This is a genomic window from Nonomuraea insulae, assembly GCF_042656245.1.
The window spans coordinates 25,518-49,895 of record NZ_JBHSPA010000062.1 but is presented as its reverse complement, the minus strand read 5'-3'; the positions used below and the strand labels follow the sequence as shown (position 1 = coordinate 49,895).

General features: G+C 65.4%; 28 protein-coding genes and 1 pseudogene. 13 read left to right on the top strand and 16 right to left on the bottom strand.

Annotated elements, in window-relative coordinates; all coding sequences use genetic code 11:
* Positions 1-189: 189 nt before the first annotated feature.
* Positions 190-777 carry a hypothetical protein gene (locus ACFPZ3_RS45715; protein ID WP_379520672.1) on the top strand — a complete coding sequence of 196 codons (588 nt, stop codon included), beginning with the start codon at positions 190-192 and terminating at the stop codon, positions 775-777.
* Positions 778-1,536: 759 nt separating this feature from the next.
* Here the strand turns inward: ACFPZ3_RS45715 and ACFPZ3_RS45710 are convergent.
* Both ACFPZ3_RS45710 and ACFPZ3_RS45705 read right to left on the bottom strand, forming a co-directional pair.
* On the bottom strand, positions 1,537-1,950 hold the full coding sequence (locus tag ACFPZ3_RS45710; RefSeq protein ID WP_379520671.1) for a type II toxin-antitoxin system VapC family toxin: 414 nt from the start codon (positions 1,948-1,950) through the stop codon (positions 1,537-1,539).
* Entirely contained in the window at positions 1,947-2,207 is a 261-nt protein-coding gene (locus tag ACFPZ3_RS45705) for a CopG family transcriptional regulator (RefSeq protein ID WP_379520670.1), read from the bottom strand. Before ACFPZ3_RS45705 ends, ACFPZ3_RS45710 begins: the two co-directional genes overlap by 4 nt.
* A 527-nt stretch (positions 2,208-2,734) precedes the next feature.
* Between ACFPZ3_RS45705 and ACFPZ3_RS45700 the strand changes: the two genes are divergently transcribed.
* Entirely contained in the window at positions 2,735-2,905 is a 171-nt protein-coding gene (locus ACFPZ3_RS45700; protein WP_379520669.1) for a hypothetical protein, read from the top strand.
* A 167-nt stretch (positions 2,906-3,072) separates the two neighbouring features.
* Here the strand turns inward: ACFPZ3_RS45700 and ACFPZ3_RS45695 are convergent, their stop codons facing one another.
* Both ACFPZ3_RS45695 and ACFPZ3_RS45690 read right to left on the bottom strand, forming a co-directional pair.
* A complete protein-coding gene (locus ACFPZ3_RS45695) occupies positions 3,073-3,510 on the bottom strand; it encodes an NUDIX hydrolase (RefSeq protein WP_379520668.1) in 438 nt (145 codons plus the stop codon).
* Positions 3,511-3,734: 224 nt separating this feature from the next.
* Positions 3,735-4,274 carry an SMI1/KNR4 family protein gene (locus ACFPZ3_RS45690; protein ID WP_379520667.1) on the bottom strand — a complete coding sequence of 180 codons (540 nt, stop codon included), beginning with the start codon at positions 4,272-4,274 and terminating at the stop codon, positions 3,735-3,737.
* 346 nt (positions 4,275-4,620) lie between these two features.
* On the opposite strand from ACFPZ3_RS45690, the gene ACFPZ3_RS45685 reads away from it, so the two are divergent.
* Positions 4,621-5,097, top strand: a complete 477-nt coding sequence (locus tag ACFPZ3_RS45685) for a hypothetical protein (protein WP_379520666.1) — start codon at positions 4,621-4,623, stop codon at positions 5,095-5,097.
* A 143-nt stretch (positions 5,098-5,240) separates the two neighbouring features.
* On the opposite strand, the gene ACFPZ3_RS45680 is transcribed toward ACFPZ3_RS45685, so the two are convergent.
* The gene (locus ACFPZ3_RS45680; protein ID WP_379520665.1) at positions 5,241-5,822 is read right to left on the bottom strand and encodes a DUF4240 domain-containing protein; all 582 of its coding nucleotides are present in this window, start codon (positions 5,820-5,822) and stop codon (positions 5,241-5,243) included.
* A gap of 567 nt (positions 5,823-6,389) precedes the next feature.
* On the opposite strand from ACFPZ3_RS45680, the gene ACFPZ3_RS45675 reads away from it, so the two are divergent.
* Positions 6,390-6,953, top strand: coding sequence for a GNAT family N-acetyltransferase (locus ACFPZ3_RS45675; protein ID WP_379520664.1), 564 nt, complete (start codon positions 6,390-6,392; stop codon positions 6,951-6,953).
* A gap of 19 nt (positions 6,954-6,972) precedes the next feature.
* On the opposite strand, the gene hemE is transcribed toward ACFPZ3_RS45675, so the two are convergent.
* Positions 6,973-8,079 (bottom strand): uroporphyrinogen decarboxylase, encoded by a 1,107-nt coding sequence (hemE, locus tag ACFPZ3_RS45670; protein ID WP_379520663.1) that lies wholly within the window; start codon positions 8,077-8,079, stop codon positions 6,973-6,975.
* A 166-nt stretch (positions 8,080-8,245) separates the two neighbouring features.
* On the bottom strand, positions 8,246-9,379 hold the full coding sequence (locus tag ACFPZ3_RS45665) for a Gfo/Idh/MocA family protein (protein ID WP_379520662.1): 1,134 nt from the start codon (positions 9,377-9,379) through the stop codon (positions 8,246-8,248).
* A gap of 106 nt (positions 9,380-9,485) precedes the next feature.
* On the opposite strand from ACFPZ3_RS45665, the gene ACFPZ3_RS45660 reads away from it, so the two are divergent.
* From ACFPZ3_RS45660 to ACFPZ3_RS45640, 5 genes and pseudogenes are all read left to right on the top strand, one after another.
* Positions 9,486-10,100 carry a TetR/AcrR family transcriptional regulator gene (locus tag ACFPZ3_RS45660; protein ID WP_379520661.1) on the top strand — a complete coding sequence of 205 codons (615 nt, stop codon included), beginning with the start codon at positions 9,486-9,488 and terminating at the stop codon, positions 10,098-10,100.
* A gap of 372 nt (positions 10,101-10,472) precedes the next feature.
* A complete protein-coding gene (locus tag ACFPZ3_RS45655) occupies positions 10,473-10,670 on the top strand; it encodes a hypothetical protein (protein ID WP_379520660.1) in 198 nt (65 codons plus the stop codon).
* A gap of 132 nt (positions 10,671-10,802) precedes the next feature.
* Positions 10,803-11,441 carry a P-loop NTPase family protein gene (locus tag ACFPZ3_RS45650; protein WP_379520659.1) on the top strand — a complete coding sequence of 213 codons (639 nt, stop codon included), beginning with the start codon at positions 10,803-10,805 and terminating at the stop codon, positions 11,439-11,441.
* 373 nt (positions 11,442-11,814) lie between these two features.
* The gene (locus ACFPZ3_RS45645) at positions 11,815-12,330 is read left to right on the top strand and encodes a TlpA family protein disulfide reductase (protein ID WP_379520658.1); all 516 of its coding nucleotides are present in this window, start codon (positions 11,815-11,817) and stop codon (positions 12,328-12,330) included.
* Position 12,331: 1 nt separating this feature from the next.
* Positions 12,332-12,721: pseudogene (locus ACFPZ3_RS45640) on the top strand (S26 family signal peptidase); the annotation flags it as partial.
* A 111-nt stretch (positions 12,722-12,832) separates the two neighbouring features.
* Here the strand turns inward: ACFPZ3_RS45640 and ACFPZ3_RS45635 are convergent.
* From ACFPZ3_RS45635 to ACFPZ3_RS45625, 3 genes are all read right to left on the bottom strand, one after another.
* Positions 12,833-14,548, bottom strand: coding sequence for a BTAD domain-containing putative transcriptional regulator (locus ACFPZ3_RS45635; RefSeq protein ID WP_379520657.1), 1,716 nt, complete (start codon positions 14,546-14,548; stop codon positions 12,833-12,835).
* Between the two features lie 719 nt (positions 14,549-15,267).
* Positions 15,268-15,630: a helix-turn-helix domain-containing protein gene (locus tag ACFPZ3_RS45630; RefSeq protein ID WP_379520656.1), complete on the bottom strand. Its 363-nt coding sequence runs from the start codon at positions 15,628-15,630 to the stop codon at positions 15,268-15,270.
* Entirely contained in the window at positions 15,627-15,998 is a 372-nt protein-coding gene (locus ACFPZ3_RS45625; protein ID WP_379520655.1) for a type II toxin-antitoxin system RelE/ParE family toxin, read from the bottom strand. The genes ACFPZ3_RS45630 and ACFPZ3_RS45625 overlap by 4 nt, the downstream gene beginning before the upstream one ends.
* A gap of 152 nt (positions 15,999-16,150) precedes the next feature.
* Between ACFPZ3_RS45625 and ACFPZ3_RS45620 the strand changes: the two genes are divergently transcribed.
* On the top strand, positions 16,151-16,516 hold the full coding sequence (locus ACFPZ3_RS45620) for a DUF2809 domain-containing protein (protein ID WP_379520654.1): 366 nt from the start codon (positions 16,151-16,153) through the stop codon (positions 16,514-16,516).
* Positions 16,517-17,070: 554 nt separating this feature from the next.
* Positions 17,071-18,387: an aspartyl protease family protein gene (locus tag ACFPZ3_RS45615; protein ID WP_379520653.1), complete on the top strand. Its 1,317-nt coding sequence runs from the start codon at positions 17,071-17,073 to the stop codon at positions 18,385-18,387.
* A 31-nt stretch (positions 18,388-18,418) separates the two neighbouring features.
* On the opposite strand, the gene ACFPZ3_RS45610 is transcribed toward ACFPZ3_RS45615, so the two are convergent.
* Together ACFPZ3_RS45610 and ACFPZ3_RS45605 are read right to left on the bottom strand one after the other, a co-directional pair.
* A complete protein-coding gene (locus ACFPZ3_RS45610) occupies positions 18,419-19,090 on the bottom strand; it encodes a DNA alkylation repair protein (RefSeq protein WP_379520652.1) in 672 nt (223 codons plus the stop codon).
* A gap of 113 nt (positions 19,091-19,203) precedes the next feature.
* On the bottom strand, positions 19,204-19,884 hold the full coding sequence (locus ACFPZ3_RS45605) for a hypothetical protein (RefSeq protein ID WP_379520651.1): 681 nt from the start codon (positions 19,882-19,884) through the stop codon (positions 19,204-19,206).
* 251 nt (positions 19,885-20,135) lie between these two features.
* Between ACFPZ3_RS45605 and ACFPZ3_RS45600 the strand changes: the two genes are divergently transcribed.
* Positions 20,136-20,801: a histidine phosphatase family protein gene (locus ACFPZ3_RS45600; RefSeq protein WP_379520800.1), complete on the top strand. Its 666-nt coding sequence runs from the start codon at positions 20,136-20,138 to the stop codon at positions 20,799-20,801.
* Positions 20,802-20,832: 31 nt separating this feature from the next.
* Here ACFPZ3_RS45600 and ACFPZ3_RS45595 read toward each other — a convergent pair whose 3' ends face one another.
* Complete coding sequence (locus tag ACFPZ3_RS45595; RefSeq protein WP_379520650.1) at positions 20,833-21,279, bottom strand: GNAT family N-acetyltransferase; 447 nt, start codon at positions 21,277-21,279, stop codon at positions 20,833-20,835.
* Between the two features lie 444 nt (positions 21,280-21,723).
* Between ACFPZ3_RS45595 and ACFPZ3_RS45590 the strand changes: the two genes are divergently transcribed.
* Positions 21,724-22,548, top strand: coding sequence for an inositol monophosphatase family protein (locus tag ACFPZ3_RS45590; RefSeq protein WP_379520649.1), 825 nt, complete (start codon positions 21,724-21,726; stop codon positions 22,546-22,548).
* Here the strand turns inward: ACFPZ3_RS45590 and ACFPZ3_RS45585 are convergent.
* The 3 genes from ACFPZ3_RS45585 to pyrH are packed head-to-tail and all read right to left on the bottom strand — an operon-like array spanning position 22,539 to position 24,350.
* Positions 22,539-23,252 (bottom strand): HAD family hydrolase, encoded by a 714-nt coding sequence (locus ACFPZ3_RS45585; protein ID WP_379520648.1) that lies wholly within the window; start codon positions 23,250-23,252, stop codon positions 22,539-22,541. The genes ACFPZ3_RS45590 and ACFPZ3_RS45585 overlap by 10 nt on opposite strands.
* Positions 23,253-23,278: 26 nt before the next feature.
* Positions 23,279-23,608 carry a hypothetical protein gene (locus ACFPZ3_RS45580; RefSeq protein WP_379520647.1) on the bottom strand — a complete coding sequence of 110 codons (330 nt, stop codon included), beginning with the start codon at positions 23,606-23,608 and terminating at the stop codon, positions 23,279-23,281.
* The gene (pyrH, locus tag ACFPZ3_RS45575; protein WP_379520646.1) at positions 23,595-24,350 is read right to left on the bottom strand and encodes a UMP kinase; all 756 of its coding nucleotides are present in this window, start codon (positions 24,348-24,350) and stop codon (positions 23,595-23,597) included. Before pyrH ends, ACFPZ3_RS45580 begins: the two co-directional genes overlap by 14 nt.
* Positions 24,351-24,378: the final 28 nt, after the last annotated feature.

Below are 24,378 nucleotides of genomic sequence, written 5' to 3'. Positions count from 1 at the left end.
ACGCCCCGCGCCAGCGCTGCCGCGCTGCGCGTGCGGCCTGGGGGCCGTTCTCGCGCGGCACGCCGCGCGGGGCGTCGCCGTAGCACCTCCCGCGCCGTACTAACCGAACCCGCCGACCCAGCGCCGCGCCACCCCACGAGGCCAGTGCTCTGACTATCCGGCGTCTTCGGATACCGCTAATGTGACGCCGTGATCAACAAGCCGCCTGGATTACCATTCCTGATCGTCTTCTCGGCCGCAACCACCTTCCTCTTGATATGGGCCAGCTATCCCTCCTGGTACGGGTTCGAGACGTTCAAGTTCGGGATCCCCATCGGCTTCGTCCTATTCATCTACTGGACGATCCGGATCACATGGGCCGACCACAAGGCAAAGGCGCCAGCCGGCTCACTCAACAGTGCGCTCATGCCGTGGTACATCGCCATAGCCGTCGGGCTCGCCCTCATCACCAATGCGCCGTTCTGGATCCGCTACACCATCTCCGAACCGAGCCTGAGAGCATACGCCACAGCGGTGGATGAGAATCCTGGTCGCAAAGAGCCTTGCCAATGGGTTGGCCTGTACTACGTATGCGACGGAAGGCGGTACGACGATCTCTTGACAGGGGAAGAGATCCCCGGCAGCGCACGGCTGGTAGTCCGGGACCTGTTCCAGCAAGACGACAAGGGCTTCGTCTGGCTGACCTCTGGCGAACCAAACGAGAATGCCGATGGCGGCGACCGCTACACCCATCTCGAAGGGTATTGGTACAGCTACCTGTACGACAGTTCGTGGTAAGTGGTTGGCCCATCGACAAGGCATTCTCAGCCTGATGGTCGTAGGACGGCATAGAGACCAACCAGCCTCCGGCGGGGGCGCTCCGACTCCGGGATGATCGCCGTGTCTGAGACAAGGCCGTGAGTGGCAGACGGGATGATCAGGCGGGCAGCGTGCGCGCGTCGCGCGAGAAACACCAGGTCGCGAGCTGACCGTCGTGCCATTAGCGTGCCATTAAGGGCGGTAACAAGGGGTCAACCACGGTCACTCACGACCGGCCTCAGCCGCAGGTCAACGCCCCTACGTGCCAAGATCCCTGCAATTCCCCAAGCTGACAGCCCCCGACACCCCTGGTTCGCTTCGCTCACCTTCGAGCCCGCCCGTTGCCCGGTTACCTGCTTAGCCGTAGGGAGCCCGCCCCGAGCGGGCCTCACTGGCGCTCGGGCAGTCTTGCAGGGGCTTCGCCCGCTCGAGGGGCTCTGCCCCTCGAGCACCCCGCCGGTGGGCCTGGGCCCGAGAGGTTGAGACAAGCCTAGAGGCGCACCGCTCAATGGGATGCCAGGTCGGGACCTGAATCTTCCGGCCGACGACCTGGAAGCCACCCTGGCTGGAGACGACGCGTTGCAGGGTCGGTCAGTCCGGTGGGTGGCGCCTGTGGCGGTTCGGGTGCCACGCGGGCCGCATGCGGTGAGTGGACAGCCTGTGGGCCCGCCACTGCCGCGCCTTGGGGGCGATGTAACCGGCCAGGTCAGCACGCGAGCTGTTCACCGCGGGCATAACTCAAACCTTGATGACAGTGACGCGTGCACCGCACAGTGCGGCGAGGTCCTCGGGGTCGGAGGTGAGGACCGTGACGGGGCCGGGGGCGGCGAGGGCGGTGGCGCTGAGCATGGCATCGATGGCGTACTTGTGCCCGTGCAGGCCGGCGTTGGACAAGAGTGTGGCGGCGTGGCGGGCGATTGGTTCGGTGACCGGCTCGATGACAAGGCGGGATAGCGTCCACTCCAGAGCCGGCCGATTGACACGAGGGTGGACCACCTCGACGAGGGTGGCGGCAGAGGTGATGACGCGGAGGTCGTCAGCACGGGCGAGAGCAAGCCATGCGGTGACCGTACGGTCGCGCAGGACGACCTTGGCCAGTCCCTCGCTGTCGAGGACAAGGGTGCCGCCGGGAGTAGCGGGAGAACGGGTCACGCGGCCGCCCCACCATTGGCCTGTCCCTGCCGGGCCTGGTGGAGTTGGTCGCGCAGTGCCTGGACCTCGTCGTCGCTGATGGGGCCATGCTCGGCCTCGGCTACCTGGATGAGTTCGCTTAGGTTGTCGCGCTCGATCTGGCGAGCGACGGCGGCGGCGACATAAGCGGACAGGCCGGAAGGGCCACTCCGGGATCGGGCAGCCTCAGCGATGTCACGTGGCATGGTGATCGAATACTTACCGGTAGGCTCGCTCATGCCCTCTATCCTACCTCCCATCCTCCTGCGGCGTCGCGACCGTTTGCTTGCGTCGGGAGGACCGCCGTCGGCGAGTCGCGCACCGGGAGAGAGCTGAGTGGTCTTCTTGCAAGCGAAGGTCACTGGTTCTGGTTCCGGGATAACGACCGTATGAAGTCCTCGCGCGGGCTTGGTACCTGCGTCGCGCGGGAAAATGCCAGGTCGAGGGCTGATCGTCGTGCCATTAAGGGCAGTAATGAGGGGGCAACCACGGTCACTCACGACCGGTCTCGAAAGATTGCCGCCCCTCGCTCCCTGGGCCGGCTCCTTGAGCAGGACGGCAGATGGCAAGATCGACGCCGACACCCTGTGTCGAGTGTCAACCCCTGAGTCACCGCCGGATGGTGCTGCTGACTGCTTTCAACAAGACGCGAGACAGGCAGCCGCATGATGTGGGAGCGCGCCCGCAAAGCAGCCCGGCCTGGAGCACGGCGTCGCGCATCGGGTTCTATGAGGAAAGGTGCTGAAGGCATGGCCAGGCATAGCAAGTGGAAGACGATCAGGTCAAGCGACTTGCCGGTGAGGAGGTGAGTCCCGAGTACGCCGCGATGGTGGAGAAGGCGCGGCTGGAGCAGGAACTCGGCGCCGCCGTCTACCGCCGCCGGATCGAGCCGGGCCCGTCGCAGACGGAACTGGCCGAGCGGGCGGACATGACGTAGCCGTAAGTCTCCCGCTATCGCTGGATTGCCATGCGCGTGACCCTCCACCTGGACGGTCGGCCAGCTTCACTGACCAAGCAGCTTCATGAGCAGCAAGCCTGCTGGGCCGGTCAAGAGCATCAAAGTTGCTTGTGCTGAGAAGCTGGGCTCAGCTCGGCGCATGAAGGTCAACTGCGAAGTAGCTCCACGAGCGGCTCGCGCACATCAACGGGGTACAGGTTCAGCCGCTCGAAGTCGGCGATCGTCGCCCATCGGAGTTCGAAGCTGTTGTCCGGTCCGTTCTCCGCAGCTTCCTCGCCAGAAAGTGACGGAACGCCGTGGACGTCACGCATGAGGAAGTAGGAAGCTGGCCGGCCATTGTGCGAGCCGGTGAAGAGCAGCCGGTCGATCTTGCTCGTGAGAGTCGTCTCCTCGCGGAGTTCACGAAGTGCCGCGTTCTCCGCCGACTCGCCATCCTCCACGTGGCCTCCGGGAAGAACCGCGTAGTGGTGCCCGGGACACGCCGGCCCCGCCCAGCCTCCGGCATCGCACATGACGCAGGTGACACCGGGGCTGCGCCGGAGGAACCGCTTGATTACCAGGACTCGGATGCCGTCGACGACCACGGCAGCGGCTCGGGGTATCGGCATGAATGGATCATACGATTCAGCCCAGCGAAGTCGGATGACTGACCGCCCGCGCGGAACAGCTCGTAAACGGCGGCGCGGCGCCGTACAGATGCAGCCCTGACGACCGCCACGGTGTGCCTGCCGCCGCGCACACGCGCGCGGGCGGCCTGGGGGCCGTTCTCGCGCGCGCCCGCGCCCGGGTTACGCAGATGGAGATTCCGCTAGTCCGGTGCCTCACAGATCAGGGGATGTTCTTCAGATTCGGCGCTGAATGCCCAGCTACCGAACCGAGCCCCGGAGGCCCAGCCCACCAGCCACTCGGTCATGGTCTCCTGGACCGGCGAATCCTCGTCGTGATGACGAGCGACGATCATAATTGGCCACTCCTCAGGCTTACCCACCGTCATCCAGCCCATGATGTCGCCGTCGATGGTGCAACCCCACTCAAAGAAACCACCTGGCTCCGGCCACATCGCGAGCCGAAACTCTTCAGGCGAGTCCTCTCGGAGATCTCGGTAATCGTCCATCCACTCCGGGATATGAGCGAACTGCTCATCAGTGAGTGTCCGAAAGTCGAAGACGCGAAGCCATCGGGCGAACTCGCAGTCTCCGTATCGCTCGATGAAGGCGATGTAGTCGGGCGGAAGGCGAAGATCGAGAGCTCGGAAGACCTCATCCCAGCTACGGATGCCATAGACCGGCGAGGCGGCCGGGGGAACGAGGGAACTGAGGAGATTGAGCGCTGCCGGGTCGTAAGCCACGGGACCGACGGTAACCACGTGCACTGTCAAAAACCATGCCTCCAGCTCCGGGATGATCGGCGTGCTGGGATCGAGACCGTAGGTGGCTGAGGTGGAAGCTGATCACCCCGCCCGCCATCGACCCGGGACAAGCCGAGCGGGCCAGGGTCACGGGCACCAGATCGTTCGTCCGGTGGGGCGTTCCATCTGGTACCCGTGACCTGGCCCGCTTCCCCTTCGGCGGGTCGACGGCAAAGCGGGATGATCAGTGGGGCGGGTGCGCGCGGTGCGCGGACCAGGCTTCCGTCCTCAGATCGTGTCATGAGAAGCTGCGCTGATGATCTGAACCGGAACCTAGGAGTCGACGGTGCGCAGGAACTCGCAGCAAGAACAGCCACCTAGCGATGCTGAGACTGCCGAGTACATGCGGAGCCTGGCCGAGCTCTTTATTGAGCACACACGCGAGGACGGATACTCCTTCGACTGGGACCCAGCGTTCATTCACCACCTCGACAACTACTGCACCGAGTTCGCCGCCTCGAAGCCGCCGCCTGAGGTCGTCCACAGCGCGATCATGGGTGCGGGGGCGTATCTGGGCGAGATGATCGTCCGAAACAGCGACTGGAAATGGGTGTACTGCACGGGCGAGAACGCCGCTGCCGTGGAGAGCCCTGAGGAACTTCGCGGCTATCCGCATAACAAGGTCGCCAAGCGGATCCACAACGGGGATGAGCATGACCTTGAGGCGTTCTTCAAGTACGCCATGGCAGGCGAGGCGCCAGGCGGGACAACCGCCCATGTCATCAAGCCTTCATGGTGGCAACGGCTGAGGTCGAGAGCCTGATCGTCGTGTCTTTATGGGCGGTGACGAGGGTCAACCACGGTCACTCACGACCGGCCTCAGAACCAGGTCAGGCCCCTACGAGCCGAGATCCCTGCAATTCCCAAGCTGACAACGGGGGATTGAATGCCTGCCAAGAATTCGCATCAAAGCTTTGATGCCTCCTGCGGGAACATGCGGCTTAGCCGAGGCAATCTTCGAGCCGCCTCTGTTGAGTTCCGGGAGTTCCATGCACGCCCTGTTGGGTTCGGATCGCTCTGGTTAGTGTGCCCGCGTTCTGCCATCGCGTCGTAGACGCCGTCTTCTTCGCCGGTGGACTCTTCGTAGGCTCTGGCGGCCACGTAGCTCAATGCCTCCCACCACGGCCATTCATCGCCCCACTCTCGCATGGGGTGCTCCGCCAACCGCCGCACCTCAGGTACGTCAGCCAAATTGTCGGGGTCGGCTACCACGAGGTCGAAGGTGTCGCGGCCAAGCCCGATCAGCCAGGCCTGGAAGTACCAGAAGCTGTCTGTGGAGCAGGCGCCGCCGAAGATCAGGTTGGCTGCTTCCCACATGTCATAGGTGTCGGATCGTCGTCGTATCTGGTTGAGAAGGATCTGGAAGTCGACGATCCGGGCCGCCGGGCTCCGTCCAAGGTGGAGGGTGAGCCACCGCAGGCGCTCATCAGAATCACTGGTAACTTGCCGGGACCGCTGAAGGAAGAGCCAAAAGTCGTCCGCGTCCATGAGGCTGCATGCTGCCAGCCTCGGCCGACAGGGTTCACCATCTCCGGCAGTATGATCTCGAAGGAGTCCCCAAGCTGGGCTTCGACTACATCGCCTTCGCTCGGTAGCGCTTCACGCTCATGAGCTCAGACTGCGTCTGATCGGGGCTCCGCTCCAAGCCCCGCTCGAGGGGCTGCCGCCCCTCGAGCACCCCGCCGGTGGGCCTTGGCTCGGAGGGTTGAGTCGTTGGCCTTGGTATGGGCTTTGTGAGCATCTTTCAGGTGCCTGGAAACCTGGCCGGTCATGGTGCAGGCGTCGCGCGGGGCATTGGACACCGCCTCGCATCCGACCGCCGGCGCGCGCCCGAACAGGTGATTGTCGATGGCTCAGGTGATCAGATCATCGAATGTGCGCATGGGCACGACAACGCCCCCGCCGCTGCTGCCGCGATCATGTTCCCAGGTGGCGGAGATCATGGAAGTGCAGCCCCGGGGCCCGGATCTGCTCGACTTGTCCCGGGTCGATAGCCGAGTTTGCCAGCCTTTCCCCCGTGCGGTGTTCACCAGACCGCCCTGAGAGAATGGGCCGATGATCTCACTGACGACCGAACGGCTCCTCCTGCGTAGTCCGAACGAGGACGACATCGACCCGCTCGCCACGATGAATGCTGACCCGGAGGTCATGCGCTACATCGGCGATGGGTCGGTGTTGCCATTGGATCGTGATCGGACTGCGGCTGGAATCGTCCGTGCTCAAGGAGAGTGGGAAGAACGCGGCTTCGGCATGGTCTCCGTGATCGTGCGGGAGACTGGGCAGTACACCGGGTGGGTGACGTTGACGGTGCCGACCTTTCTTCCCGAGATCCTTCCAGCGGTGGAGATCGGGTGGCGTCTGAGCCGCCAACATTGGGGGGCAGGCTACGCCACGGAGGCAGCCGGGGCGCTGTTGCGATTCGGGCTCGTCGACTGTGGCCTCGACCGCGTCGTTAGCATCCGGCATGTCGACAACCTTCGCTCAAAGCGGGTCATGGACAAGATCGGTATGCGGTTTGGGCTCGAAACCGTCGTGCCTGCGCATGGCCAACCTGTCGCGGTCCACGAGATCACCCGTGCTGAGTTCAATGCTTTCGAGATGGCGACGACGGCTCACTAGGGCGGCGCTCTCTACTGCGTCAAGCTGCGGACCAGGACCGTACCTGCTGGGCGAGAGCGGCCACATGCTCGGGGGGTGTGGTCTTGACGATTCCGTGTCCGAGATTGAACACGAAGGGGCCACCACTGAGCGCGTTCAGGATGCGGTCTGTTTCCGCGTGGAGTGCAGGCCCGCCCGCGACCAGGAGCTGGGGGTCGAGGTTGCCCTGCACGCACCGGCCGAGCTCATGCTGCAGCTTCTGCGCGGCCCACTCCACAGGTACGGTCGAGTCGAGCCCGACGCAGTCCACGCCGGTCGCCTCGGCGAAGCCGTTGTAGGCAAGCCCCGCGCCGCGCGGAAAGGCGATGATGGGAACACTCGGATGCTTCGCCTTCAGCGCCGCGACGATGGCGGCAATCGGCGTGACGCACCAACGCTGGAATAGCGGGTCGGGGAGTATTCCGGCCCAGCTCTCGAAGAGTTGGATCGCTTCGGCACCCGCCTGAATCTGACGGTCCAAGAACTCGATGATGGCCGCCGTGAGCAGGTCGATCAGGGGTTGGAACCCCTCCGGATCGCTCAGTGCCCACTGCTTGACGAAGGAGTGCTCTGAGCTGCCGCCGCGCCCTTCGACCATGTAAGCCGCGACCGTCCACGGCGCACCGGCATAGCCGATCAACGTGAGCTCGTCAGGCAATGCGCGAGTGAGTTGTCTGACGGTCTCATAGATCGGGGCCAGTTCTTCGTGCAAGCGGGACGCGCTCAAGAACTCGGTGATGTCCGAAGTCGAACGGATCGGGGGCGTGAGGACGGGGCCGTCACCGACCCGGTACTCCAAGGTCTGCCCCAAGGCTGCCGCGATCTGGGGAAGATCCGCGAACAGGATCGCGGCATCGAGCGTGAAGCGGCGCAGCGGTTGCAAGGTGACCTCGACCGCATGCTCGGGCGAATTGCACAGCCCCACCATCCCGCCCGCAGCCTCGCGGACATCGTGGTACTCCGGCAGATAGCGTCCGGCCTGCCGCATGAGCCAGATCGGTGGTCGCTCGGTGCGCTCGCCCGCGAGCGCACGCAACAGCAGCTTCTTCGGCCGCGCCTCACCCGCCACGTGCTCGACGTCCGGCTCTTCCCGCATATCGACGCCCACGCTCTTCCGTCCTGTCCAGATACGCGAGCCCCAACCAGCCCGATCAGCACACACACCCCCACAAAATAAAGGTGCCGTACCAGCCTACCTACGCCCACCACCTAGAACGATCAGAGCGCGGTCGACAGAACGGTGATCGACAACACACATCATGGGTTGTGTGGACTCATGAGCTGGGTCGAGCCGGTGGGGTTTGCCGGTGGCCGGTTTCGGCGGATCGCCGGATGGTGTCGAGTAGCCGGTGTATGTGCAGTCCGGTCTCGAAGTCCGGGGTGGTATGCGTGCCGGTGCGAATGTCGTCGGCGAGCCGGGAGTACAGCTGTGCCACGTTAAGTACCTCGGTGTCATGGGCCGCGCCGGGCGCCCAGTGATACCGGTCTGGGATGGACAGTTCCTGCCATGAGCCACTTGGCCCTCGTGATCCGAGCAGGCGTAGTTCGCTCATCTGGACCCCGCCTGGGCCGAGTGTGCCCGAGACGACGGCCAGATCGCCTTCGGTGCCTGCGATCTCGATCCGGGTGCGCCCGTCGGTCACTTTGGCATCGTGGATGTGGGCCGAGACCACCGCGCCGCCGGCCAGGGTCCCGTTCAGCAGGAGCTGGTCAGGGCTGGTCACTTCGATATTCTCGTGGGTCTCTTCGACGGTGTAGCGAGGGCGCTGGATCGACAGCTCGGCTGACAGTTCGGTGATGTCGCCGAGGAGGTACTCCAGCGTGTCGAGTGTGTGTCCGCCGGCTACCTCCAGCAGCCCGGCCCCGTTGCCGCGATCAAGGGTGTACGCGACCCAGGCCGGCACCTGTGCGCCGGAGCCCTTGCCGCGGGCGGCATAGGCGGTGGCCGAGGTGACCCGCCCCACATAGCCGCCGGCGATCAACTCGCGTGCGTGACCGATCGCCGGGGAGTAACGGGCCTGCAGGCCGACCGTGTGATGCACGCCCGCGGTGTCGGCGAGCTTGACCAGGGACTCGGCCTCATCGGTGGTCAGGGCCAGCGGCCATTCGCAGTAGACGTGCTTGCCCGCCTCAAGCGCCGCCTGGATCAGCTGGGCGTGCGCCGGGACCTTGACCGTGATGGCGACCAGGTCGACCTCGGGGTGCTCGGCGAGGCGCCGCGGGTCGGTGAAGGCGTGTGCGGCGCCGAACAGCCGGGCCGCCTCCCGGGCGCTTTCCTCCCGGCTGGTGCCGACTGCGGTGATCTGATAGTCCGGCAACGCCTGCAGCGCCGGGATGTGCGCCCTGACCGCCCAGCCGCGGTCGGGGCTGGCCCCGATGATGCCCACCCGGATCCTGTCCGATGCCATGGCAGCGCCCTCCTCCAGTTAAGCGGACCAGGCAAGTCCGTTTCTGGCAGAGTAGCTAACCGGACTTGGCACGTCCACTTTGGTATGCTCCGGTCGTATGAGTGCAGTGGACCGGCTGCTGGCCGATGAGGCGGGGCGCCGGCCCAGGGCGGATGCGCGGCGTAACCTCGAGCGGTTGGTAGCGGCGGCCCGGTCTGCGGTCGCCGAGGTCGGCGTCGATGTCACCGCACACGAGATCGCCCGGCGGGCCGGTGTGGGCATCGGCACCTTCTACCGGCGGGTCTCCTCTCGTGAGGCGCTCTTGGAGACGGTGCTGGAGGAGGTGCTCGGTGAGGCTGTGGCCACTGCGGACCGTGCGCTGGACGATCCTGATCCGTGGAAGGGATTCTGTGCCTTCGCCGCCGCGTTCGTGCGACTGCGCGCCGAGAGCTGTGGCGTCGGCGAGGCGCTTGGGGGCGCCTGCGGACCTGCCCTGGACCGGTCTCTCGCTGACGTGCGCGAGCGGATCCGGCTCCTGGTCGAAGGCGCGCAAGTGGCCGGGAGCATGCGCCCGGACGTTGCCTGGCAGGACGTGCCCTTTCTCCTGGCCGCTGTCGCGACCGGCCCTCATACGATCGGCTTGCAGGCCAATGATCAGCAATGGAACCGCAACCTCCAGATCGTCCTGGATGGGCTGAGCACCACGCGGCCCACCGTCCTGTCAGGCACTCCACCGGGTTAGGCTGCTGCGGGTCGGGGCAGCCGACGCGCCAACGTCGGCCTGCTTGAGAACCTCATGTGAACTCGATCCGGGAAGGTACGTCCCTCCCGGCGATCCACAGGTTTCGAGCATTGCTCCTGCCGACACTGCGCCCCACCACTGCCAAAGAATTGGCCGTCATCGGCGAGACCTGAGCACCGACGACGCAATACCGGCAGTCAGGCGGTGACTGCCGGCGCTGCTTTCGAGCGAGATCAGCCCTACGACGATTTCGTGATGCGCAGCTCGACCTCCCGATATCCGGCGATACATGGGCCCATGTATCGCCGGTGTGCTCTGGCTGTGCCGGTTCTTCCTACCGTGCTCATCGAGTCAACGGAAAGGAGAAGCGCGATGAAATCGATCGGTTCACTCGGCGACAGACTCCTGTCGCTCCTGGTCCCCAAAGCCGAAGCCAGCGCAGCCTGCTGGGTATTCGGCGGCAGTGGCTGGTGGAGTTGCATCAACGGCTGCATCTGCAAGTGCTGCCGGTATGTCAGCGGCAGCATCCGATGCGGCAATTACCTGGACAACTGCGACGGCGGCGGCTGACCCCAGCCGGCGAAGGGGAGCCGGGCCTCGCGTTCCGGCTCCCCGAACTGCCCCTCAGGTGGTGTGATGATTCGTTCCTTAGCCGCGGCGGTACGGCCGGCCTGGCGATCCGGGCGCAGGCTCACCGCCGCGATGGTCACGCTGACCGTGGTGATGGCGGTGGTTCCCGTCGCGACGGCCTGGCTGACGAAGCCGGCCATGGACGGGATCGCGGCAGGTGCGGCAACCATCGACGCGATCCTCATCCTCGGCCTGGCCCTCTTGCTGTACGGGAGCGCTCACGGCCGCGGTCCCGCAGGTATCGGAGTGCGTCAGAGGGTGGGGATCACCGCCCAGGGCCTGCTGTTCGCCGCGACCGAGCGCTTCGTGGGCTTGGCCCGCTTCGAGGAACCGGAGTTCCGGGACCGGCTGCGGATGGCCCAGCAGTCGGGCGGTGGGACGCCGGGGATGATCGTCGGAGCCTGTCTCGGTATCGGCAGCGCGATCATTCCGGACCCGCCCTCACGAGGTCGAGGTGCACGGGCTGGTCGCGCTGATGGAGATCCAGCAGTCGCCCGCGCCTACCAGCGTGGCGAGCGCGACGTGATGATCCTTGACGAGCCGAGTCCGGGGCTCGACCCGGAGGCCGAGCATCAGATCCACCTCGGACTCCGCCGGTTTCGGCAGGGCCGTACCAGCCTGTTGGTTTCGCATCGCCCGAGTGCGATCCGATCCGCGGATCAGATCGTGGGTGCTGGACGAGGGCCGGGTGGTGGAGATCGGCGATCATGACGGCCTGGTTGGCGTGGGTGGTTTGTACGGGGAGTTGTTCGCGGTTCAGGCGGCCGGATATCACCCGTCCACGACGTGACACAGCTCGCATATATCTCGCGTGTACGTCTCATCCCTAACGTATCGATCGGCGGTCACAACCGGGGAAAGGAACGTCGGTGGAGTCGATCGGATGGCTGGGCGACAAGCTCGTGGCCAGGCTGGTGCCGACAGGTCAAACGGCCAGGAACTGCTGGTACGAGGGTGTCGCCTGCCGGTATCGCTACTGCTGCGCGGCCGAGTCTGCCACGGTCTGCACAGCGCATAAAGAGTATTGCTGAACACGGTACTGCCGACACAGAAAGTCTTATCGGCCTCAACAGGGAGCTCAAAGATGATCGCGCTCTATGTCCTCATCTGCCTCGTCGGTGTGGTCGCGTTGCTCGACCTGGTTCTCACGGTCGGCGTGATCCGCCGGCTGCGCGAGCACACTCAGATGTTCAGCGAGATGACCGACAGCGGCGAGGTGATGGCCGAGGCGGGCAGCGAGATCGCGGCCTTCGACGCCATCGCCACCGACGGCGGAAGGGTCGAGAACCCGAAGCTGATAGGGGTGTTCTCCCCGGGCTGCCCAGCCTGTGAGGAGAGGATGCCGCTCTTCGTGGACAGGGCCGCCGGGCACGACCGTGCAAGCGTGCTCGCGGTGATCGCCGGGGCGGATGACGCGGCGGCGCAGTACCGCAGCCGGTTGGAGCCTGTGGCACGGGTCGTGGTCGAGCAGCCGGGCGGGACGGTGACCACGGCCCTCCAGGTGAAGGGGTTCCCCGCGTTCGCGGTCCTGGACGGCTCCCTGGTGGTGGCCTCCGGCACCAATCTCGACGCCCTCGACGCCGCCCTGATCAGGGTCTGACGTGCTGGTCGCCTCCGGGTTGCTGGTGACCCTCCTGATGTTCGCCTGGTGGCTGCGCTCCCGGTTCACCGTGGTGACGGTGCTGGGCCTCAGCATGGCCCCCAGCTTCAGAAATGGTGATCGGGTGCTGGTCGGCAGGGTTCCCACCGGGAGGATACGGACGGGAGAGATCGTGGTCATCGGCTTCCCCTCGCAGGAGCCGGGCCGCCAGTGGATCATCAAGCGGGTCGCCGCCGTCGGTGGCGAGCGGGTGCCGGACTGGCTCACCGGCAGTCCGGGGCTGACCGGAGCGGTGGCGGTGCCCGCGGGGAGCCTCATCGTCATCGGTGACAACCGGGAGGCCAGCCTGGACTCCCGGCAGGCGGGGTTCCTGCCCGCCGATCAGGTGCTCGGCGTGGTCCGTCGCCAGATGCGTGCCGCGCAGGGCGTCAACAGGCCGGGGCTCAAAGAAGCCGGGCTTGAACGGGCGAGCTTGACCAGGCGGGGTTTGACAGGCCGGGACTCAAAGCGGGCTGAGCGGCGCCAGCTCTCGAGCGAACAGCCGGGTCAGCTCGGAGAGTCGATAGTGCTCGCCTCCGATCGGTTCGAGGAACCACAGTTCGGCCAGTCTCCAAAGGGCCGCGGTGCCGTACGCGAGGTCCGCGTCGAGGAGGCGGGCGGCCCTGCTGGGTGAGTAGAAGGCGAGTGAGCTCTGGCCCATGCGCAGCAGCAGGGAACGGGCCGCGGCGTCCAGCGCTGAGCCGTTCTGCTCGATCTGGGTCAGGCCGCCGCGCAGTTCGTCCCTGAGCGAGAGGTCGTCGCAGGTCAGCATGTCGAGCCGATAGCGGGGATCAGCCAGGAGGCGGGCGTAGCCGTGCAGGGAGCCGTATCGGCGGACGGCGATGTTGCGGGCGGCGAGGTGGAGCGCCAGCGGCAGGTGCTCGCAGAGGTCGGCGATCCGGTGGAGCATGGCGGGTTCATAGCCGGACGGCTCAGGAGCGGGGAACGACGCTGAGGTCAGGACCGAGGTCAGCAGGGCCGTCGAGGCCGATGCCGAAAGCCGGTGGACCGCGAGGTGCCGGGAGCAACTGAGACCGGTGAGTGGTGAGCGGCTGGTGACGGCGATGGCCGCGCTCGGGTAGGCGGCCTGGACCGGCCGTACCTGCCGGATGTCGGTGATGTTGTCGAGGAGGATCAGCTGTGGCAGCCCCTCACCGTCGTCGTGCAGGGGCGGAAGCGCCCTCTCCTCCCACACCGGGGCACTGCACGCCAGATCGATGAGCCGAAACTGCAGAGGCCGGCTGGCAGCGGCGGCGAGCAGGGCGTGCCTGGCGAGTTCTGACTTGCCGACCCCGACGGCGCCGTGAAGGACGATCGCCTCTCCCGGTTCGGCGCTGGCGAGCAAGGAAGTGAGCTCCGCCAGTTCGGCCTCGCGGCCGTAGAGAGCCCCGCCGACGATCGGAGGCGGCAGTGGGATGGCCGGCGAACGCACGCCGGGTGGGGCCTCGCCGTCGAGGATGGCCTGGTGGAGCGCGACCAGTGCGGGCCCGGGGTCGACCCCCAACTCGTCCCCGAGCACCTTCCTGGCCTGCTGGTAGTCCGACAGGGCGCCCATCGAGTCTCCCGCCTGGTGTCGGGCCCTCATGAGCAGGGTCCAGAAACGTTCCCGGGTCGGGCGCAAGGAGACGGCGTCGTAGGCGTGGCTTACGGCCAGGCGGAAATCGCCGGTCAGCAGGAGTGCCTCGATCAACTCCTCCATGACCTGGCACCGCTGATCGGCCAGCGCGTCCAGTGACGGCCTGAGGGTCCAGGTGATCGACACGTCCTCCGCCGGCTCGCCCCGCCAGCGGGCCAGAGCCTGGCGGAAGTGACCCACGGCCTGGCCGGGGTCACCGGCCCGCACCGCGAGCCGCCCCTTGGCGGCGGCTTCCCGGAACGTGGCTACGTCGAGCTCGCCCTCCTCGATCCGGAGGGAGTACCCGCCGTACTTCGTGACGAGCCGGTCCTGGTGGTCGAGCGACTTGCGTAACTGGCTGGCGTAAGTGCGCACGTTGGCGATGGCCGAAGCCGGTGGCTCGCCGTCCCACAGGGCCCCGAACAGCCGCTTCAGTGAGACCAGTTGGTTGGGCTCCAGCAGGAGCGCGGTCAGGAGAACGCGGACCTTGGCCGACCCGATAGGGCATTCGCGCCCGTCCCGCTTGACCTGGACGGACCCGAGGAGGCTGAACCGAATGGTCACCAGTCGCCTCCAGTTGACTCGATGGGAGCGCTCCCATTCAGTTGAAGAACCACATTCGGTTCGTCAAGGTTGGTCGTAATCCGTTGGCGCGCTGTCCTGTCTGCCCGCCTGCGACGTTCACGCGCCGACATGTTCGGGCACGGCGTCGCCACCACCGCGGCCCCACCGTACCCCTCGCCCGGGGCCCACCATGCCTCCGCGGTCGGGGTGGGCGGTGGAACATACCGGGGCCATACCGTCGCGGCCTGGTTTCTATATCGGCCCTGGCCGGAATTCGGTCTTCAACTTCACGGCGAAAGGGAACATCATGCTGACACGCTTACGAAGCGTGACCGCGGCGGTCACGTGCGGATGCGGCACGTACCGGTCCCGCGCACTGCGCGCGGTTCTCGCCGGAACGAAGGACTCGCGATCATGCTGCTGGCCGGGGTTATCAAGGGCGGCAACGAGGGGTCAACGACGGTTACTTACGACCGGCCTCAGCACCAGGTCGGCGCCCTATGAGCCAAGATCCCTGCACTTCCCAAAGTGACAGTGCGGGTTCGATTCCCGTCACTCGCTCCAACGTTAAAGGCCCAGCTCAAGAATATGATCTAGAACTGGGCCTTTCCTCGTTCCCTGGCGCTGACTCTCGAGTAAGCCTGTCGCGGCTGAAGACCGCTACTGCGGAAGGAGCAGCGGAAGCCTGCGGACCGAGCCTCGAAGTGGCCGCCTGCAACTTAGGCGATCGCAAGCTGTCGGTGATGCACCGTTAGAGGCTCGATTTCAGTGGTGGTGTCATCGTCGTCGATGACGAGCTCGACGCGGAACCGAACCCCCATTGCCGCACCGAGGCGCAGCAGCGTCGCTATATCTGGAATGCCGCCACCGCCTTCGATGCGAGACAGGGCGGGTTGGGACATCCCAGAGCGCTCCGCCACGATCTTCTGAGACAAGCCTCGGCGCTTACGGATCTCACGTAGCTGGTCTCCGAGCTCCAGGTCACGGCCCGCCTGTTCGTATTCGGGGTGGGACTGTGCATCCGCTTCCATCTCGCGCAGACGCTTCGCCTTGTAGGTTTCCCAACGGCTGTGACCCATCATGCGCTCCTCTCGAACACGTGCGTGGTGGTTAGGTCGTGCTCTGCCTCACACTGCTTCTTAGCAGCGATCGCTCGGTCGATGTCGGCGGTCTGCGTCCCATCCTGTGTCTTGCGGAAGACCGTCAGGACCACGATCACCCTGTTGGATGGCTTCCAGAAGGTCAACCGCCAGGTCGTGCGGTCAAGAGCAACACGCAGCTCATGCACACCTTCGGCATCCTTCAGCTTCTTCACGTGATCTCCATCAGAGATGCCACCCGTGACGAGGTAGTCGTCTACGTTGCGCATAACTCGCTGGTAGAGCGGAAAAGAAAGTCCATCCAGCCAAGACTCCACCTCCGGCTCTAGGGCGATCTCCCACTGAGACATACCATCAATAGTATATGCACTCGATGGTAACCCGTGGCGGGGATGCGTATCAGGCTTGGCCCCCGTGTCTGCTCCGCGATCTAGGTTGTTATCCCAGAGCTCTATGATCAGGTTCGTCCTGATCGTTGAGATTCGGAGAAGATGTCAATCTCATGCGCCGCGCCATGGTCCTTCTGGGTGGCGTCGCCCTCGTCGTCGGCGCGTTTACCCTCTTCTACCGGGGCCCGGGACAACCGTTCATCCGCGGTTATGTGAGCGACGTCGCCGCCACCATGCTGGTCTACGCGTTCTTGGGACTGCTGTGGCGCACCACCGCCGCACGCCGCATCCTGGCCACAGCCGCGATCGCCGCCGCCGTCGAGTTCTACCAAATAGTCGGCATGATCCCGCCGGGCATTGGCGGTGTCCTGGTCGGCGCGTTCCCCGACCCATGGGACCTGGTCGCCTATGCCATCGGCGTGGTCGCGGCCCTGGCCTGGGAACGCCGATCGGTCCGATCCGGTGATCGGACCGGCTGACTCTCGGACGCCACCCCGCCGGCACGCTGACGGTATGGATGCCCCCATAGCGGCGAGGTCATCGGGTTCGTCCTGCGCAGCGGTCGGCGTCGCAAAGCAGGACCGCCGTATCTCAGGACAAGCCAGCGCATCGCGCAACACTGTGACCTCGTGCAGGTACACGAACTGATCGCCGTCGTGAACCGGAGTTGGAGCAACCATCGTGGAGCGCTTGGCGGGTGAACGTCCAACTCCGGAGGTCGTCATACCAGGCCCAGGGGTGACCTTCATCAGTTTCGCGCGGTGCGAAGATCCGGACGACATGTGGTCCGCCACAGTTCGCACCCTGATTCTCCCTGGAGAGGCCTTGACCAATCTCGCACGGGAGGTTCGCAGCTTCCTCTACGACGAGTGAGTTATGCAGGTCAGCGCCTCGACGAGCCAAGATCCCGGCAATTCCCCAAGCTGACAGCACGGGCTCGATTCCAGACCCCCGGCGGTACGCCGACAAGAGCGGGAACTCCTGTGACGGCTGGAAACGCTGAGGAAACGCGCTGTCGGATTCACTGCCTGCCATGACTCATGCCCGTACGTACGAGCACCCCAGCGAGAACACCATCGGCCGACGGGGATTCCTGCAGCGAGCGAGCCTGGCAGCAGTGGGCGCCGGCGCGGTGCTGCTGGCGGAAGGTGCGGGCCCGGCCGTGGCCGCGAGTTCCGGCGCAGGTCCCGATCAGCTGTTCAGGGTCGGCAAGTTCGGCGCGGCCGATCGGGGCTACGCGTCCCTTCTGCGCAAGGATCCGAGCAACGCGCACGCCCTGGCACAACGCGGGCGCATCGCGTTGTTGTCCAACGACTTCCGGGACGCCGAACGTTTCCTGACCAGGGCCATCGAGTCGGCTCCCGACGACAAGTTCGCCAAGCAGCAGCTGGCGGAGTGTTTCATCCGGCAGGACGACGTGGCCCGGGCGGTGCCGTTGTTGCGTGGCACCGGCGACCCGACTGACATGGCGTTCGCGGACCAGTACGCCAGCGTGACCGGCAGGGCTTATCAGATGGGGGGCGCGCACAAGACCCGGGTGCCCTTCGTGTCCGTCGATCCTCTGCCCAGTGTGCGAGCCTCGCTGAATGGGGCGCAGGCGGAGACCTTTCTCATCGACACCGGGGCGACGCTCGCCTTGTCCACGAAGTCGGCGCAGGAGGCGGGTCTGCGAGCGGTGGCCACCAGCACCACCCACCCGGCCGGGCAGACCCTCACGACCTATCACGGCGTGATGGAGTCGTTCCGGCTGGGTGACATCGTGCTGCGCAACGTTCCCGTGGTCTGGTACGACCTGAGGATGCCGAGCCTGCCGGACGGCTCCGAGCCGGCCGGTGTGATCGGCACGACGCTTCTGTATCACTTCATCGCCACCATGGACTACGCCGGTCAGGCGCTCGTCCTGCGGCGCAAGACCCCCGCGCAGGTGCGGGACCTGCGGGCGGAGGCCGGCCGCACCGGCGCGGACCGCCTCCCGCTGTGGCTCGCGGGCGACCACATCCCGTTCACCCTGGGCAGCGTCAACGACGACGGGCCACGGGTGGCCTCCCTCGACACGGGAGGCATGGGGCTCGGGATCATGATGAACGAGAAGAACGCCGTACGGGCGGGTGTCGAGATCGACTACGACCATCCGCAGGACATGGGCCCGATGAAGGTCTATCCGATCGCCCCCGCCAGGGTAAGCCTCGGCAGAGCGGTCGGCCGGAACGTCCCCGGGCTCGTCGGCGACTGGCCGTGGATCGATCTCTTCGGGTTCGAGACGATCGGCAACTTCTCGCACGAGTTCTTCAAGCCCCGCGCCATCACCTTCGACTACGCGAGCATGGACTTCCACATCACCGCCCGCTAGTACGAGGAGCACTTGCCAGCGGAGGGCCTTCCTACTTGTCGTGCTGTCGGCGCACGATCTCGTTGATCCAAGTGGGCGCGAACGGAGAAGTGCAGCCTGGGGAAGTCGGGTAGTCCTTGAGCACCTCCAGGCGCTCACCGATGTCGATGGCACGGGCGCGGTGCTCGGCGTGTTCGATCCCGATCTGCGCCAGGCAGTGGTTCATCGCCCACTGCAGGCGATCCGGGGCGGCTTTCATCTCCGCCTCGATGACGTCGAGCAGTCCTACGAGGTCGAGGACCTCGGGCTTCTTCGCCACGCGTTCGGTGGTCAGCGCCCAGCCGGCGCTCGCGACCACCGGATCCTGATCGGCGGACCAGGCCAGGCGCAGCTCCTCGGAGTGCGGGTTCTTTTTCACCACGTAGTTCACGAGCCAGTCGTGCACCTTGGGCGCGCGCGTTTCACGCACCATGACGTCCAACTCGTCCCGCTCGAACGCCTTCGGGCGGCAGATCAGGATCGCCAGCAGTCTCGCCGCGGTGTCATCGGTCTCCCAGAGCCGGCACGCGAGTTCCTGCTGCGTCTTCAGCCGCTTCGCGAGCGCGCGTAGTTTGCCGAGGTTCACACCGTGATCGTCACCGTGTTTCTCGTTCACCTCGCGTGCCTTCGGGTCCTCGAGCTCGGCCAGCTCGGCCATCACCTCGGCCACCATCGTCTCGGCCACCTCAGCCTCCCTGTCCATCACGTGCGAGATTCAGCGTACGGAAGTCGACGGCGTGCTTGTGCCCGTGCGGACCGGCATCCGTGGCGAGGCTGCATCGAGCAGGCTCGGACCTTTCATGCGCACGTGGCATTTGCCAGCCCGTAATGGCCGCTGGTGAGAACCACCGCCTCTTCCCTGGTCGGATAGAACGGCAGGGTGGTCCGGTCTTCGGTCCACACGACTCCACCGGCGTCATAATCCGTAATGTAGATCTCGCCGCGGCGCACCTTGAATGGTTTGGGGTGGCGGGAGTTCCCCATGTGGCCGAAGTCGTAAGTCACCAGGAAAGACGCGCAAGGACCGTTGAATCGGTTTGCCAAGCTCATTCCGGTGGCCTCGCTGTCGCCTGGGCCGGGCTCCCCTGACACACGTATCTCCCAGAATCCGTCCGCGTCGGCCAGTGGCGACGGGGGCCATTCGCAGTGCATGAAGCGAGACGGGGTGCCCGAGACGTACTCGATGTGATTCGCCTTGGGCATGCTGCGCATCGACTCGCACGCGGAGACTCGGTCGGCGGCTTCTTGTCGTGCTACCGCCAGGGCCGACGCGGAGCTTTCCGCCGCCGCCGATGGTTGCGGAGGAGTGGTCTGCTGGCCGGGCGCGGACGGGAATACATTGAAGATGATCGGGACCAGGGTCGCGTAGAGGGCCAGGACGAGGGCTGCTCTCGCGGCGACCTTTCCCCAGTCTATTACGCCGTTGACTCTTGAATGACGTTCGAGTGCCACAAATGCTACGATCGCAATCAATGTCACCAGAGCAAGAATTCCCCACCTCAGCATGGCGGAATCACAGAGCCGGCGCCGGGGAGAAAGGGTGTCCATCCGTATCGGCGGTGGTCGTTGCTTGTGGGGGCATCCATGCTTGATCCATTGGCCGGAGTGGCAAGAAGTCAGCGTTGCATCTTCTACCAGTTCGCATGGAGTAACGCGGGCGTTACACCACGCCGGACCGGCGGTGTGGTGACGTGCGCGAATTGTGCCCGCCGCAAGTGCCGGTCTCGGGCATGATCCATCCCATGGAAACCCGGCTCCTGTTCGTACGTCACGGAGACTCTGTCCACACGAGGGAAGGCGTGGTCGGGGGCCCGAAAGGATGCCGAGGGCTTACCGACACTGGACGCGAACAGGCCGCACGACTCGCACGGCAACTCACCGCTGAAATCGGAACCGGGAAAGCCTCGATCTACTCCTCCCCCCTGCCCCGCGCTGTGGAGACAGCCGCCGCGATCGCAGCCGCCAGCGGCCTGCGCGCCTCACAGGACTGCGGACTCTGTACCTGGCACACGCCGCCGGAGGCGGACGGTCTCACCCACGCGGAATTCTTCGAACGCCTGGACGCCGAGGGCGGCGGCATCTACCGGCCCTTCCAAAAAGGCAACGAGAGCTGGGCCGAGATGGTGACTCGCACAAGCCGCACCATCACCGACCTGGCCCACCGTCATCGCGGGGAGTCCGTCATTCTCGTCGGCCACGCCGAGACGGTCGAGATCTCCTTCAACGCTCTCGGGCTGCTACCGGTCTATCGTGCCTTCGATCTGAAGGTGTCCCCGGCATCCATCACCGAATGGATCACCGACCAGAACCCCACAGAGTGGCCGCCACCGAGATGGACACTCCGTCGGTTCAATGAAACCCCCGCCTTGGGCGGGGGCGCTCCGGCTCCGGGGTGATCGCTGCGCTTCACGTCCTGCGAGATCCTCGTCAGGCCGGGAGAGGGGCGCGCACCATGAAGATGTCCACCTCGTCCTCGGTCTCGACCGTGAAGCCGTGCCGTTCGTACAACCGGCGGGCCGAGCTGCCCTGCAGCACGTTCAGCCGGACCGTGGCGGCCTCGTGGTCGCACTGTTCCAGCAGCCTGCCGAGTACGGCGGAACCGATGCCCCTGCCCTGAAGACCCGGGTCCAGGTAGAAGTGCTCCAGCCAGTAAGTGTCCTTCTCCGGGCGCAGCGCCACGCAGCCGGCCATGGTGCCACCTACCTCGATCATCCAGGTGTGTGCCGGCCTGAACCCGTTCCGCAGCCGTTGCCGTACACGATGCTCGTCGTACCGTCCGAGTCGCGCGAGGTCCGGTCTCATGACCACGGCCCGCAACTCGGCCACCGCCTCGACGTCCGTCGCTGAAGCCAGCCGAAGCTCCCAGTCTGCCACGGTCGTGATGTTATCGCCCTTTAGCTCCTGCCAATCACGAGACGTCGCCTATAGGGCGTTTTGGGCGGTTGTCGAGGCGGTGCGCGCTCGTGCGAGCCATCCGACATGGCCATCGGGCTCCTGGTGGAGAGTTCGATTTTGTTTGTCCGCTGGTGGCGGCCAATTGCCGCATAATATGTCGGTCGCCTCGCTCGGTCGGAAAATATTACATCCTTTCGTCTTTAAATGAGTGGGCGCGTATCTGCAAAGTCGTGGTGTAGATTTGCCAGACTCGGCGGATCCCGTTTGAGGGCCTTCCTGCGGCGGTGCCATCGGTGGAACTATGGCGCGCTTTGTAAGGAGTGGAACTAAACGGTCAAGGCGGCCCTAGCGTGGTTGCCGATGGGTTGCTTTCTGTCTTCGATCAGGTGTTCAGACAGACATATGGAAATGGAGTATGCCCATATGGCCATCGACGCTCGGCCCTTTCTCCCCATCGCCGAACACGCCGTATCGATCGCCGGCGAGATCATCAAAACCAAGATCGTCACTGCCCGGGGCGATCGCGACTCGGCCACCGCGGTGGGCAAGGCCGTGGAGCACGCTCTGCGGGAGTTCCTGTCCAGAGAGATACCGGAGATCGGATTCCTCGGTGAGAAGGAGCGCGTCACCCGGATAGGGGCCGGCCTCATGTGGGCGCTGGACTCGATGGGCAGTGCGGTCAACTTCCTTCATGGCATGCCGTTGTGCGGCGTTTCCTTGGGTCTTTGGCACCAGGACGACGCCATACTCGGAGTCATCGACCTGCCGTTCCTCGATCTCCGCTACACGGCCGCGCGGGGTTTCGGCGCTCAGGCCAATGGGTCTCGTATTCAGATCAGTGGCGTGCGTGACCTGGAAGCGGCCGTCGTCGCCGTCGGCGATTACGTAGTGGGCCCGGATGGGCCGGAACGAAACAAGCCACGACTCGCTGTGACCCGGGAATTGGCCGCACGTGCCCAGCGGGTACGAATGTTCGGCTCGGCCGCGATCGATCTCGCCTGGGTGGCCGATGGCAAGATCGACGCCAACATCATGCTCAGTAACAATCAATGGGACACCGCGGCCGGGGTCGCCATCGCCCGCGAAGCCGGAGCCGTGGTCGTCGATGTCGATGGCAGCCCGCACACCATGACCGCCTACACGACTATCGCGGCAAGCCCCGAACTCGTGGTCGATCTCTTGGAGCTCGTCGCCGAAGCGCGTAAGTCCACAGGACAGTGCCAGTACGCCGCCGATTACTACTTGTAGGCACCAAGCTCCTCGATCAGATCGAGGACGGGTGCCAGGGAATCGGGGCGAGCGCTGACGGGCAGCGGATCGACGAGATACATCGGGCAGCCCAGCGCGGCGGCGCCGGTATCGGCGTCACGGTCGTCGCCGACCATGAGAACGTTGTCGGGCAGTAGCCCGAGCTCATCGCAGGCGGCCTGGAAGATTCGCGGATCGGGTTTCGTCACGCCGACCTCGTAGGAAAGTACGAAGACGTCGACGTACCGGATGAGGTCGTGAAACTCGAAGACGGCGCGCAGGTCCCAGCCGATATTGCTGACCACCGCCGTGGGGATTCCGCGCTGACGCAACTCGCCCAGGACGTGCCGGGTGTCCGGGTAAGGCTGCCAGGCCATCGGCTGAAAAGTCCGCTCGTAGAGAGGCTCGGCCAGGGCCGGGTCGGGGAGGCGGGATTCGCGTGCCAGTGCGGTGTAGCAGGCGCGATGCAGGTCATCGGTCAGGTCGCGATCACGCCAGAGGTCGGTCAGATGCGGGGGTACTTCGCGGGGCGAGGGACCCCCGGGTTGTGCGCCCATGAGCCGCAGACGATCTGCGCATGCGGTGATCTCGGTGTCGTCGAGGTGGTGGCCGCTGTCGTCCAGAGCACCTCGCAGCCATTGTTCTATGGGCTCGATCCGCAGCAGCGTTCCGGAGAAATCGAACATCACACCCTTGATGAACAACGATCCTCGCGCCTCACGTTAGTGATCTACAGGGCAAGGAAGCACTCTACGGCCCGACGGCGGCGCAGCCGAGTGGAAAACGGCAGGGCGGCGATTCGCGGGATGTCGAGGTCGGTCAGGGCGAAAGTCGGCTCGAAGCCGGCTGCGTTGAGCAGGCTCCTGCTCAGGCGGGTCAGGTCGGCCGCGGTCAGGTGCGCGAGGGGGCGGGCGAGGAGTTCCTGGGTGGCGGAGGTGGTCACGCCGTGTTCCTCCAGCAGGCAGGCCAGTTCGAGGATGGGTTCCGCATCGAGGTCGCCGTCGCGCAGGGCCGTGTGGATGCGGCCGCTCAACTCGGCGATCGCTTTATTGGAGTGCATGCTGGTCAAGGCCGCCGTGGTGTGGGTCGGCGGTTATGCGGGTGCCGATGTCCTCGCCCTGGCAGATCGCCGTCATCGCGCCTTGGGCGGCGACGTCGAAGACGTGCATCAGGAGCTTTTGCTCGTTGGCGAGGACGAAGGCGCTTTCATCCATCACCTTGACGCCCGCGGTCAGCGCCTCTCGATAGGTGAGATTGGTGTAGCGCTTCGCGTCAGGGTTGAGGTTCGGGTCGCTGTCGTAAACGCCGTCCACGCCGCGCTTGGCCACCAGGAGGGCGTCGGCGTCGAGTTCGAGGGCCCGCTGGACGGCGGGATAGTCGGTGGTGACGTAGGGCTGGCCGATTCCGCCGGCGAGCAGCACGATCAGGCCGCGGCGAAGGTGGCGGTCGGCTCGAAGTCTGATGAAAGGCTCCGCGACGGTCTGCATGGGCACCGCGGTCATGACGCGTACGTCTGTTTGTGAGCGGGAAGTGAGTACGCCGCGGAGCATGAGGGCGTTCATGACCGTGCCGAGCATGCCGATGTTGTCGGCTTCCGCCCTGCCGATTCCCCAGCCTTCGGCCATCCTGCCGCGGAAATAGTTGCCGCCGCCGATCACCACGGCGATTTCGACGCCGAGCCCGTGTACGGAGAGGATTTCGTCGGCCAGTTGGGCCAGGCTGTCCGGGTCCACGCCCCAACCCGCCTTGCCCGCCAGGGCCTCGCCGCTGAGCTTGACGACGACACGTGAGTAACGACGCATGATCGTTCCCTTCACGGTCGCGCGGTCG